This is a genomic window from Tessaracoccus sp. OS52, from assembly GCF_020687685.1.
Lineage (GTDB): Bacteria > Actinomycetota > Actinomycetes > Propionibacteriales > Propionibacteriaceae > Arachnia.
Map to the genome: position 1 here is coordinate 981202 of NZ_JAJEWM010000001.1, position 12186 is coordinate 993387.

Genomic DNA, 12186 nt, shown 5'->3' on the forward strand with positions numbered 1-12186 from the left:
TAGAGGGGTGGCAGGATTGCTCCATGGAAGCCGACGATTTCACCAACGAACAGGTGCCTGACGAGTCCGAACAGCTGGACCAGCTGCAGGAGGGTGACTCGCTCATCGACCGTGGGGTCGCCGACGTCCTCGACGAGGGCTACACCGCCCCCGAGGGCTGGTCGCCAGCACAGCGCTTCGGCAACACCCCGGCCGAGATGCGTCAGGGCGAGACCCTCGAGATGCGCGTCAAGCAGGAGGTCCCCGAAGAGGATCCGACGAACACCGACGACGGCGAGAAGTGGCACAACGGCGACGAGAAGCGGCAGGTCGGGACGGAGCGTGCCGGTCGCCTGATGGGCGTGCAGGGCCCGGGTGGTCGGCAGCACACCCTGGGCGTCGACGTTGGCTACTCCGGCGGTGCCGCAAGCGCCGAGGAGGCCGCGATGCATGTGATCTCCGACGAAGACGAGGACCAACTCGACGACTGAGTCATCCCGGAGCCTTCGGCCGTGGCCTAGACTGGCTGCCACGTGGGCGGGCGGCGCTCACGACGGACCAGAGGAAGGCCAGCCCTGACTCCCTCGAACGCACTGGAGACCCAGCTCGGAACGCGTACCGTGCACGTGCCGGCCTCCATGGACATGGTGAATCTGCTCGGCCCGCGGGATGACTTCCTGCGAATCCTCGAGCGGGAACTGGACGCGGAGATCCATGTCCGCGGCGGACAGATCACCCTCAGCGGCAACACCGCCGACGTCGCCCACGCGGCCGACGTCATCACCGAGCTGATCACGATCATCCGCACTGGCCAAGGCCTCACTGGCGAGGACGTGGAACGCGTCGTCGGCATGTCGAGGGACCCCGACGCCAGCCCCAGCGAGATCCTCACCGCGGACATCATCTCCGCCCGCGGCAAGACGGTGCGCCCCAAGACGCTGAACCAGAAGCGCTACGTCGATGCCATCGACGCCCACACCGTCGTGTTCGGGATCGGCCCCGCGGGCACGGGCAAGACCTACCTGGCGATGGCCAAAGCCGTGCAAGCCCTGCAGGCCAAGCAGGTCAGCCGTATCATCCTCACCCGCCCCGCCATCGAGGCCGGCGAGCGCCTCGGGTTCCTTCCCGGCACCCTCAGCGACAAGATCGACCCGTACCTGCGGCCGCTTTACGACGCCCTGCACGACATGGTGGAACCCGACGCCGTGCCGAAGCTCCTGACCTCCGGCACCGTCGAAGTGGCCCCCCTCGCCTACATGCGCGGACGCACCCTCAACGACGCGTTCATCATCCTGGACGAGGCACAGAACACCTCGAGCGAGCAGATGAAGATGTTCCTGACCAGGCTGGGGTTCAACTCCAAGGTGGTGGTCACCGGCGACGTCACCCAGGTTGACCTCCCCGGCGGCATCCGCAGCGGCCTGCGGCAGGTGCAGGGCATCCTCGACGGCGTAGAGGACATCGCCTTCTGCACGCTGACGGCACGCGACGTCGTGCGGCACCGGCTGGTCGGCAAGATCGTCGCCGCCTATGACCAGTTCGACAGCCTCAACGCGCCCCCCGCCGAACACCGTCCGAGGACCGGCCGATGATCGACATCAACAACGAGTCCGGCATGGCGGCCGACGAGCAGGGCCTCGTCGCGCTGGCCTCCTTCGCGCTCGAGAAGCTGCGGATCCACCCGCAGGCAGAGCTCTCCATTCTCCTCGTCGACGAGGAAACCATGGCGGGCTACCACGAACGGTTCATGGATCTTCCCGGCCCCACCGACGTGATGAGCTTCCCAATGGACGAGCTCCGTGCGCCCGACGAGGACGAGGACCCGCCGATGGGCCTGCTGGGTGACATCGTCCTGTGTCCCCAGGTGACGCGGCGCCAGGCGGCGGAGAATGGTCGCGAGCCCGACGCCGAGGCCGAGTACCTGCTGGTCCATGGGCTGCTCCACCTGCTCGGACACGACCATGCCGAGCCCGAGGAGAAGGCGGTCATGTTCGGCCTGAACGACAAGATCATCGCAGCCTGGGACATTGCCCGGGCCGACCGGTCGCGCTGACGCCAGCGCTGTGGCAACCAGCGAACTCAGCCGGCGTCTGGGCGTCGAGGATGCGTTCTTCATCGGTGTCGCCTCCATGGTGGGCGCGGGGGTGTTCGCCGTGTTCGCGCCGGCGGCAGCCGCGGCTGGGGAGGCGCTGCTCCTGGGCCTGTTGATCGCCGGGTTCGTCGCTTGGTGCAACGCCACGTCGTCTGCGCAGTTGGCCGCCCAGTACCCGAGCGCCGGTGGCACCTACCTCTACGGACGGCAGCGGCTGGGACAGTGGCCCGGCTACTTTGCTGGCTGGAGCTTCGTCATCGGGAAGACCGCCTCCTGCGCGGCCATGGCCATGACCTTCGCCGCCTACTGGGCGCCGCAGGCCTGGCACAAGCCGGTGGCCATCGCGGTCGTGTGGGTGCTGGTGGGCATCAACTACTTCGGGGTCACCAGAACTGCCCAGGTCGCGAAGGTGCTTGTGGTCATCGCCCTCGCGGGGCTGCTCGTCGCGCTCGGGGTCGGGTGGGGGAGCCTGCCCATTGCAGCTGCATCCCCGATCGCGGTTCCCGCCGGCCTCGGTGGCTGGTACGGGCTGCTGCAGTCAGCCGGCCTGATGTTCTTCGCCTTCGCCGGCTACGCACGGATCGCGACGATGGGAGAGGAGGTCCGGGCACCGGAACGCACCATCCCGCTGGCCATCGTGTCAGCTTTGCTGGTGACGCTGGTGCTCTACGCCGGGGTGGCCGTGACGCTGCTGATGCTGGTCGGCTCGGAGGCGCTGGCGACGGCGAGCGCGCCGCTGATGCTGCTGGTGGCGTCGTCGCCCTGGGCGAAGGCGGTGCTGGTCGCGGCCGCTCTGGCGGCGAGCGCGGGCGCGCTGCTGGGACTGCTGAGCGGTATCGGCCGGACGTGGCTCGCGATGGCCCGCAACGCCGACCTTCCCGTCTGGTTCGCCACCACCCACCCGGTGCACAAGGTGCCACATCGAGTGGACCTCGTGCTGGGCGGCATCCTGACGTTGGTCATCCTCCTTGCCGATCTCCGCGGTGCCATCGGCTTCTCGTCCTTCGGGGTCCTGCTGTACTACTTCGTCGCCAACGTGGCCGCCCACACCCAGGACGCGGCATACCGTCGATACCCGCGCTGGCTGCAGGTTGCCGGGGCTCTGGCCTGCTTGGTGCTCGTGGCGACGTTGCCGTGGCAGTCAGTGGTGGCCGGCGTGGTGGTTCTCGTGGCCGGCGTCGTGCTTCGGCTGTTGAGGATCCGTGCGGGCCGAATTGCCGTACCCGCTGCCAACTGATCCCGCTGGCAAGCAAGATGGGGATATGGATAGAGCAGACCTGACCAGTATCCCCGCGCAGCAGCAGGCGTGGCCCGGCCGGACGGCCGAGCTCGACCCCCAGCCCGACCACGGCGAGCAGTCCTGGGTCGGCCGTGGTCGCCTGGAGGGCAAGCGGGCCCTCATCACCGGTGGTGACTCCGGCATCGGCCGCGCCGTCGCCATCACCTTCGCCAAGGAGGGCGCCGACGTCGTCATCGCCCACCTCCCGCAGGAGGCCGAGGACGCCCAGGACACCGTCGAACTGGTCCGGGCGCAGGGGCGCAAGGGCGAGGCCGTCGCCACCGACCTCCGCGACGCCAAGGCCAACCGCGAGCTGGCCGCCAAGGCCGTGGAGTTGCTCGGTGGCATTGACGTCCTGGTGTGCAACGCGGCGTTCCAGATGACCCATGACGAGATCGGGGAGTTCCCCGACGAGCAGGTGGTGCGTACCTTCGAGACCAACGTCTTCGGCCCGTTCTGGCTGACCAAGGCACTCGAGGACGAACTCCGCGACGGCAGCATCATCATCACCACCTCCGTGCAGGCCTTCAGCCCCTCGGAGCAGTTGCTGGACTACGCAGCGACGAAGGCGGCCCTCAACAACCTGGCGGTCAACCTGGCGGCTGAGCTTGGCCCGCAGAACACGCGCGTGAACGCCGTCGCACCCGGACCCATCTGGACCCCGCTCATCCCTGCGACGATGAGTGAGAAGAAGGTGGACGGCTTCGGTTCCGACACGCCGCTGGGCCGGGCCGGGCATCCCGTGGAGGTGGCGGCTGCCTTCGTCTTCCTGGCCTCCGACGAGGCCAGCTACGTCTCGGGCACCGTGCTGGGCGTCACCGGCGGCAAGCCGATCTTCTGAGTTCCAGGACCAACGAAGCGCCCGGTGCCTGCTCACGGCAGGCACCGGGCGCTTGGTGTTCAATCGTCAGCGCGATCCCGGCGGGATCGGTGGGATCGGCGGGGCGCCGCTGTCATCGTCGTCAGGCAGAGGGTTTCGGGCGTAGGGATCCGCCGCTGTGAGCGGATCGACGGGGTTCCCGCTGGCGTCGACGGGGTTGCCGTCCTCGTCCACGCGGTTGCCGGAGTCGTCGACGCGGTTGCCGAACTCGTCGCGGTAGAAGCCGTCGGCATCGCGCTGCCTGTTGACCTCGGTGCCGAGGATGCCGCCGGTGGTCGTCTCCTCCACCCTGGGCGGCGAGGCCGGTGACTCCGGCGTGTAGGGGGAGTAGGGCGAGTCAGCCGAGTCCGGGGACTCGGGCGTTCCGGGACCGCCATACGGATCGTCGACGGTGCCCTGACGGGTCAGGTCGGGACCGGGGTTGGAGACGTTCTCCTCGTCGGCGATGATCGGATCGCCGACGCCGACGTGTGAGTCGTCGGGTCCGGGATTGGACGCGTTCTCCTCGTCGGCGATCAGCGGCTCCCCGACGCCCGTGTGCGGACCGTCGGGCCCGGGGTTGTCCAGATTGCGCCCGCCCGCGTAGGCCGGGTCTCCGGTACCGGTACCGGGGATGTCGGGTCCGGGGTTGTCGAGGTTGCGGTCGTCAGCGACGAAGTCGTCGCCACGGTTGGTGGTCATCTGCTCCTCCTGCTTCCTTCTCAGTGCCGGTCTTCGTCGACCGGGTTGCCGTAGGGGTCCAGCCTGCGTCCCTGCTCGTCGCGCGGCACGTCGTCGACGTCGTGGCGAACGTCCTCGTCGCCGGTGCGGGTGCCATCACCGTGGCGCACCTCGTGGGGCTGCTCAACGTCATCGCGCCGCTCGTCGCCCAAGGGAGCGTCGCGGTCGTCGTGAAGGTCGTCCCGTCGTGCCCCCGGGACGCCGTCGGACAGGTCGTCGCGGCGGTCCGTGAGGTCGTCGCGATCATGGAGGTCGTCGCGGTGGTCAGTGCGGTCCGTTCGCGGGTCGAGTTCGTCCGCCTTGCGGAGTGCCTCTTCCCGTTCGCGTTGAACCTCAGCCAGCCGTTCGCGGCTGTGCTGCGCCTCGTCGTCGCGAACCTCGGCAACCTCTGCCGCTGCCGCGGCCCGCTCCTCGGCCTCGGCGGCCTGCAGGCGCAGCGCCTCGGCTCGCTCACCCTCAGTGCGGGCTTCCTGCCGTACTGCTTCGGCGCGGGCGGCGAGGTCATCCGCACGCTGCTGGCGGGCCTCGACGACCCGATCGTTCTCATGTGCTTTTGCGCGTAGTTCCTGGGCGCGTTCGAGATTGGCGCTCCGGTTGCCGCGAGTGGCGGCCACGATGATTCCAATCACAAGGGCGATCAGCACCAGCGCGATGATCACCCATACCCAAATCGGCCAGTCCGGCATGGTTGTTTCTCCGTCCGTGAGACTGCGTGGTCTTTCAACACTAGACCCACGCGGGTCACGCGGTGCTGGAAACGTCAACTCCCGCACGCCCACCCTCCTGGCGCAGCCCCCGGAGTTGCGGCCTTCTCCTATAGACTGGCCCAGCCCCTAGCCCCTTCGTGGAAGAGAGTTGATCCCGCACCGTGACGCCGTCGGAGTGGACAACACTGGCCGTCGCGCTGGTCTGCGCGATCATCGCATCCCTGCTGGCAGCAATCGAGACCGCGCTGTCCGTCATTTCCCGTGGGCGCGCCGAGCGGATGGTTGACGAGGGGATCCCCGGCGCGGGCAGGATCAGGGAGATGGCGCAGGATCCTGCGCCGTCGATCAACGCGGTGATGTTCACCCGCATGTTGCTCGAGATCTCGACGATCGTGCTCGTGGCGTTGGTGGTGTTCGACAACGTATCGGGGTTGTGGGGCCGGGTCGGCCTCACGGTGGGTGTCATGCTGCTGGTCTCGTTCATCTTCTGGGGGGTGGCCCCCCGCACCATCGGCCGTCAGAAGCCGGAGTCCGTCATGCGCGCCTTCGCGCTCATGGTCTCGGTTCTCACGACAGTGCTGGGTCCGGTGGCTGCGCTGATGGTCCTGCTCGGGAACGCGCTCACCCCCGGTCGGGGCTTCGCCGACGGGCCGTTCGCCTCTGAGGCTGAGTTGCGCGAGTACGTCGACCTGGCCGAGGCCAATGACCTGATCGAGGCCCGCGAGTCGAAGATGATCCACTCGGTCTTCGAGCTGGGCGACACGCTGGTCAAGGAAGTCATGGTCCCGCGCCCGGACATGGTCTACATCCCGGCGGACCGGACGCTGCGCCAGCTCCTGTCGCTGTCCCTGCGCTCCGGTTTCTCCCGGATCCCGGTGGTCGGTGAAGGTGGCATCGACGACGTCCTCGGCGTCGTCTACATGAAGGACGTCAGCAAGCGGATCTACGACTTCCCCGACGCGGAGCGGACCGAGACGGTGGGGGAGCACATGCGTCCGGCCACGTTCGTCCCGGATTCCAAGCCCGCGGGCGAACTCCTGCGCGACATGCAGCTTCGTCACTCGCACCTCGTCATCGTCATAGACGAGTTCGGAGGAACCGCGGGACTGTGCACGATGGAGGATGTCGTCGAGGAGATCGTGGGCGAGATCGTCGACGAGTACGACGAGGAGATCCCCAACGTCGTCGAGCTCGGGGAGGGGCGCTACCGGGTGTCGTCGCGGTTGCCGCTGGACGAGCTCGGAGACCTGTTCCACCTGGAATGGGACGACGAGGACGTCGAGACCGTCGGCGGACTCATGGCCAAACTGCTCAACGTCGTCCCGATCCCGGGTTCGAAAGTGATCTTCGACGGTATCGAGATGGTCGCAGACCGCGCCGTCGGCCGTCGCCACCAGGTAGGCACAGTGCTGGTGCGCCAACTCACGGCGGAGGAACTCCAGCCGGCCCACCCAGAAGGGGATGCTGAGGACGATGACTGAGACAACCACCAACGAGGGCTTCCGCTCGGGCTTCGCCTGCTTCGTCGGCAGGCCCAACGCCGGCAAGTCGACCCTCACCAACGCGCTGGTGGGGCAGAAGATCGCCATCGCGTCGTCGAAGCCGCAAACCACCAGGCACGCCGTTCGGGGGATCATCACACGACCCGGTGGACAGCTCGTCCTGATCGACACACCCGGGCTGCACAAGCCGCGCACCCTCCTGGGGGAGCGGCTCAACGACCTGGTGGCCGAGACCTGGGGTGCGGTCGACATCGTCGGCATCTGCCTCCCCTGTGACCAGCGGATCGGGCCTGGGGACACGTTCATCGCCAAGCAGATCGCCGAGCTTGAGAACAAACCGACCATCGTCGCCCTCGCCACGAAGACGGACCTGGTGAGCAAGGAACGGGTGCTGTCCCACCTCGTCGACATCTCCAAGCTCGGCGAGGAACTGGGAATCGACTGGGCCGCCGTCGTGCCCTGCTCCGCGGAGACGGGGGAACAACTCGAGGACGTCGAGGAGGTCCTGCTGGGGCTGCTGCCGGAGGGTCCCGCCTACTACCCGGACGGTGAGATCACCGACGAGCCCGAGGAGACCCTCATCGCGGAACTGATTCGCGAGGCCGCCCTGGAGGGAGTGCGCGACGAACTGCCCCACTCCATCGCCGTCGTCATCGACGAGATCCTGCCGCGTCCCGACCGGCCGGAGGACAAGCCGCTGCTGGACGTGTTCGCGTCCATCGTCGTGGAGCGCGAGTCGCAGAAGGGCATCGTGATCGGCCACAAGGGGGAGCGGCTCAAGGACATCGGTACGCGCGCCCGTGGGCAGATCAACAGCCTGCTGGGCACGCCCGTCCATCTGAGCCTGCATGTCAAGGTGCTCAAAGAGTGGCAGCGCGACCCCAAGTACCTGAACCGGCTCGGCTTCTGAGGGCTGTTTTCCCCGCGCCTGTGGCAGCCGACGCCGCGGCGACGCGTCGGCGGGGCGTTCACCAGCGTCTCTCCGGGTTCACCGGCGCTTTCCTGGGTTCGCCAGCGCTTCCAGCGGTTGACCAGCGCTTTCGGCGGTTGACCAGCGTTGTTGCTGCCCACCAGCGCTATACGGCTGGTGGCGAGCGATAACGCTGGTCAACCACGAAGGGGAGCGGGCTGTCGCCGTCGAGCCCGGGCGCGATTCTCCCTGGGGTCACCAGCGCTTCGGGCCGTTGACCAGCGCTTTCGGCGGTTCACCAGCGTTGTTGCTGCCCACCAGCGCTCTACGGCTGGTGGCGAGCGATAACGCTGGTCAACCACGAACGGGAACAGGTGGGCGAGTCCGGCACGGACCCCTGAAGACCGCGACGACGAGTCGGCCGACCCCGTCCAGCATGCGGTTCGTGCTTGCCCGCGACCCGCTTGGCGGTTAGAGTCGCGGGCGTGGCACAGCAGCTTCTGCTCCTTGGTTGCCGCAGCGGGGTCCGAAACTGATTCCATCAGGCCAGCCCCCTCGCTGCGGAGCCTTGTCGTGTCTGGCGCCCACCACCCCCAGCTGAGGAGCACCTCCCATGGAAATCAACACCCGCATCCAGTCCAAGCCCGTGCAGCAGCCCACCCCAATGCCCGTGGGTCGCTACAAGCCATTCCAGCCCGTCACGGTCCCCGACCGCACCTGGCCGGACCAGAAGATCACCAAGGCGCCACGCTGGCTCTCCACCGACCTGCGCGACGGCAACCAGGCACTGATCGACCCGATGACCCCCGCCCGCAAGCTGCGAATGTTCGAGATGCTGGTGGACCTGGGCTTCAAGGAGATCGAGGTCGGCTTTCCGTCCGCTTCACTGACAGACTTCGACTTCATCCGCCAGCTCATCGACGGTGACCGGGTTCCCGACGACGTCACGATCACCGTACTGACCCAGGCCCGCGAGGACCTGATCAGCCGGACGGCTGAGTCGCTGGTGGGGGCCAAGCGCGCCAACATCCACATGTACAACGCGACGGCGGAACTCTTCCGCCGGGTGGTGTTCCGGATGTCGGAGGCCGAGTGCGTCGACATGGCCGTACGCGGCACGGAGCACGTCATGAGGTACGCCGACCAGCTGCTGCGCGACGTCGAGTTCGGCTACCAGTACTCACCCGAGATCTTCACCCAGACCCCCACAGATTTCGCCATCGAGGTCTGCAACGCAGTGGCCGACGTCTGGCAGCCGAGCGCGGACCGGGAGATCATCTTCAACCTGCCAGCGACGGTGGAGCGTTCCACTCCCAACACTTACGCCGACCAGATCGAGTACTTCTGCCGCCACGTCCGCAACCGCGAGAACGTGTCGGTGTCCCTGCACCCCCACAATGATCGCGGCACCGCCGTCGCCGCCGCCGAACTGGGGCAGATGGCCGGAGCGGACCGGGTCGAGGGCTGCCTGTTCGGGCACGGTGAGCGCACCGGCAACGTCGACCTGGTGACGCTGGCGCTGAACCTGTACACCCAGGGCGTCGACCCACAGCTGGACTTCTCCGACATCGACCACGTGCGCCGCACCGTCGAATACTGCACCGGCCTGCCGGTGCACCCGCGCCACCCGTACGCTGGCGACCTGGTCTACACGGCATTCTCCGGCTCCCATCAGGATGCGATCAAGAAGGGCCTGGAGTATCTGGAGGTCGAGGCCGGCAAGCAGGGCAAGAGCGTCGACGAGATCGACTGGGAGGCGCCATACCTGCCCATCGACCCGCACGACGTCGGGCGCACCTACGAGGCCGTCATCCGGGTCAACTCGCAGTCGGGCAAGGGCGGCATGGCCTACCTGATGAAGTCCGAGGCGAAACTGGACCTGCCCCGTCGGCTGCAGATGGAGTTCAGCCGCGTCGTGCAGAGCCACACCGACACCGAGGGCGGTGAGGTCACCGCCGCGCAGATGGTTGACTTCTTCCACAGCGAGTACCTCACGCCCGGAAAGTGGTCCCTGTCCTCGGCTGGTTCCACTTCGCAGAACGGCGAGTTCCACATCCGGGCAACCGTGGTGGGACCCGACGGCGAGACCGAACTCGAGGGCGAGGGCAACGGCCCGGTCTCAGCGTTCGTCGACGCGCTGGTCGAGGCGGGTGCGCATGTGCGCGTCCTCGACTACGCCGAGCACGCCATGGAATCCGGCGGGGACGCGAAAGCCGCGGCCTACGTCGAGTGCGAGGTGGGCGAGGGCGAGGACGCGCGAGTGTTCTGGGGCGTCGGGATCGACCCGAGCATCACGAGCGCATCGATGAAGGCAATCCTGAGCGCCCTGAACCGCGCCGACAGGGCTTGAGCCAGGTGACCTCTGCCGGGGGAGCCGTCGAAGCGCAGCGGGACGGAAGCCGACGGCAACTGCTGTTCTTTGCGATCGTGCTTGCCCTGGTCGGCGTCGTGGCGCTGTTCGTCCGGATGCAATGGGAGGTGTCCAACACCCGGTTGACCACGGTCACCCACTCCACCGGCGAACTGGGTGGCGAGTTCCGGCTGCTCCAGCTGACCGACTTCCACAATCTGTCGCGGCCCGGGCAGATCGACGAGATCATCGAGCTCGCCCGCGCTGCCGAGGCCGACGTGATCGCGGTGACTGGTGACCTGGTGAACACGCACAACGCATCGCTCGACCCGGCCCGGCGGCTGATCGAGGGACTGGTCTCGCTCGGGCCACCGGTGTTCTACGTCGACGGCAACCATGACCACTGGTCGCCGGAGCAGTCAGCGGAGCACCAGCTACTGCGCGAACTGGGCGTCGAACACCTGGTTAACGAGGCTGTGCCGATCTCGGGGCGCTGGGGGACGTTGTCGTTGGTGGGCGTGGACGACTACTATTCCGGGCACGGTGACCTGGCCGCCAGCCTCGAGAGCGTGCCGAGGGACGGGTTCAGGTTCGTAATCACCCACTCCCCGCAGATCTTCCCGGAGCTTGTGGAGCACGGTGTGGACTACGCGGTCTGCGGTCACACCCACGGTGGCCAGGTGAGACTCCCGCTCGTCGGTGCCCTGTACACACCCGGGGAGATGTTCCCCAGGTTCGACAAGGGTGCCTATCGCCAGGGCGCCACCACCATGTACATCGATTCGGGCATCGGGGTGACCGGGCCCCCGGTCCGGTTGTTGAACCAGTCCCAGATCACCCTGCACGTCGTAGGCCCGCAAGGCTGACGGTTTGCGCCCGGCAGTTACGGGTCCCCGCGCCTCGGAAGTGGACCACCTGACCGCTCGCGTCGTGTGGGTCCCTTAGAGAATGCGTTCCGGAGCCGAATCAGGCGCTGCCGAAGCGTCGCTCGCGGGTGCTGTACTGCTCGACGGCGGCCCACAGGTCCCGGCGGTCGAAGTCGGGCCAGAGGCGGTCGAGGAAGATGAACTCGGCGTAGGCGGACTGCCACAGCAGGAAGTTCGACGTGCGTTGCTCGCCGGAGCTGCGCAGGAACAGGTCGACGTCGGGGATGTCCGGCTCGTCGAGGAACTTGGCGAACCTGGCCTCGGTGAGCCGATCCGGGTCGAGTCTCCCTGCCGCCGCCTCGCGTGCGATCTCCCGGGCGGCGTCGACGATCTCGGCCCGCCCGCCGTAGTTGACGCAGAACTGGAGGGTCAGCTTGTCGTTGTCCCGGCTCTGCGCCTCGGCGGTCTCCAGTTCCCGGATCACCGACCCCCAGAGCCTCGGCCGACGACCCGCCCACCGGATCCGCACGCCCATCGCGTCCAACTCATCGCGGCGACGGTGGATCACGTCCCGGTTGAAGCCCATCAGCCAGCGCACCTCGTCCGGCGAACGCTTCCAGTTCTCGGTGGAGAAGGCATAGGCCGACAGGTAGGGGATGCCGAGTTCGAGGGCGCCGTGGATGACGTCGAGCAGCGAGCTCTCACCCCGGGCGTGCCCCTCGGTCCGCTTCAGGCCACGCTGCTTGGCCCACCGCCCGTTTCCGTCCATCACTATCGCGACGTGCCTCGGCAGGGCCTTCGCCGGAATCTTCGGCGCCTGTGCACCGCTGGGATGAGGGGGCGGGGGCCGGTAGGAGTCTGCCACGCGCCGAGCCTACCGGGACGGCGTGGGGGCGGCTCG

Annotated in this window: 12 protein-coding genes; 9 read left to right on the forward strand and 3 right to left on the reverse strand. The window is 67.7% G+C overall.

Annotated features, from left to right (window positions below; all coding sequences use genetic code 11):
- The first annotated feature begins 23 nt into the window (after positions 1-23).
- From LKO27_RS04560 to LKO27_RS04580, 5 genes are all read left to right on the forward strand, one after another.
- Positions 24-470 carry a DUF5709 domain-containing protein gene (locus tag LKO27_RS04560; protein ID WP_227735688.1) on the forward strand — a complete coding sequence of 149 codons (447 nt, stop codon included), beginning with the start codon at positions 24-26 and terminating at the stop codon, positions 468-470.
- A 147-nt stretch (positions 471-617) separates the two neighbouring features.
- Positions 618-1571, forward strand: coding sequence for a PhoH family protein (locus LKO27_RS04565; protein WP_370629983.1), 954 nt, complete (start codon positions 618-620; stop codon positions 1569-1571).
- Positions 1568-2032, forward strand: coding sequence for an rRNA maturation RNase YbeY (ybeY, locus tag LKO27_RS04570; protein ID WP_227735689.1), 465 nt, complete (start codon positions 1568-1570; stop codon positions 2030-2032). Before LKO27_RS04565 ends, ybeY begins: the two co-directional genes overlap by 4 nt.
- On the forward strand, positions 2007-3308 hold the full coding sequence (locus LKO27_RS04575) for an APC family permease (protein ID WP_227735690.1): 1302 nt from the start codon (positions 2007-2009) through the stop codon (positions 3306-3308). The genes ybeY and LKO27_RS04575 overlap by 26 nt, the downstream gene beginning before the upstream one ends.
- A 25-nt stretch (positions 3309-3333) precedes the next feature.
- A complete protein-coding gene (locus LKO27_RS04580; protein ID WP_227735691.1) occupies positions 3334-4191 on the forward strand; it encodes an SDR family oxidoreductase in 858 nt (285 codons plus the stop codon).
- Positions 4192-4257: 66 nt separating this feature from the next.
- Here the strand turns inward: LKO27_RS04580 and LKO27_RS04585 are convergent, their stop codons facing one another.
- Both LKO27_RS04585 and LKO27_RS04590 read right to left on the reverse strand, forming a co-directional pair.
- On the reverse strand, positions 4258-4911 hold the full coding sequence (locus LKO27_RS04585; protein ID WP_227735692.1) for a hypothetical protein: 654 nt from the start codon (positions 4909-4911) through the stop codon (positions 4258-4260).
- A gap of 20 nt (positions 4912-4931) precedes the next feature.
- Complete coding sequence (locus LKO27_RS04590) at positions 4932-5636, reverse strand: hypothetical protein (protein ID WP_227735693.1); 705 nt, start codon at positions 5634-5636, stop codon at positions 4932-4934.
- Positions 5637-5818: 182 nt separating this feature from the next.
- Here LKO27_RS04590 and LKO27_RS04595 point away from each other — a divergent pair, with 182 nt between their 5' ends.
- From LKO27_RS04595 to LKO27_RS04610, 4 genes are all read left to right on the forward strand, one after another.
- Positions 5819-7138, forward strand: coding sequence for a hemolysin family protein (locus tag LKO27_RS04595; RefSeq protein ID WP_227735694.1), 1320 nt, complete (start codon positions 5819-5821; stop codon positions 7136-7138).
- Complete coding sequence (gene era, locus LKO27_RS04600) at positions 7131-8069, forward strand: GTPase Era (RefSeq protein WP_227735695.1); 939 nt, start codon at positions 7131-7133, stop codon at positions 8067-8069. The genes LKO27_RS04595 and era overlap by 8 nt, the downstream gene beginning before the upstream one ends.
- A gap of 613 nt (positions 8070-8682) precedes the next feature.
- Entirely contained in the window at positions 8683-10419 is a 1737-nt protein-coding gene (gene leuA / locus LKO27_RS04605; protein ID WP_227735696.1) for a 2-isopropylmalate synthase, read from the forward strand.
- 5 nt (positions 10420-10424) lie between these two features.
- Positions 10425-11285 (forward strand): metallophosphoesterase, encoded by an 861-nt coding sequence (locus LKO27_RS04610; protein ID WP_227735697.1) that lies wholly within the window; start codon positions 10425-10427, stop codon positions 11283-11285.
- A gap of 100 nt (positions 11286-11385) precedes the next feature.
- Here LKO27_RS04610 and LKO27_RS04615 read toward each other — a convergent pair whose 3' ends face one another.
- A complete protein-coding gene (locus LKO27_RS04615) occupies positions 11386-12150 on the reverse strand; it encodes an isoprenyl transferase (protein ID WP_227735698.1) in 765 nt (254 codons plus the stop codon).
- Between the last annotated feature and the right edge of the window lie 36 nt (positions 12151-12186).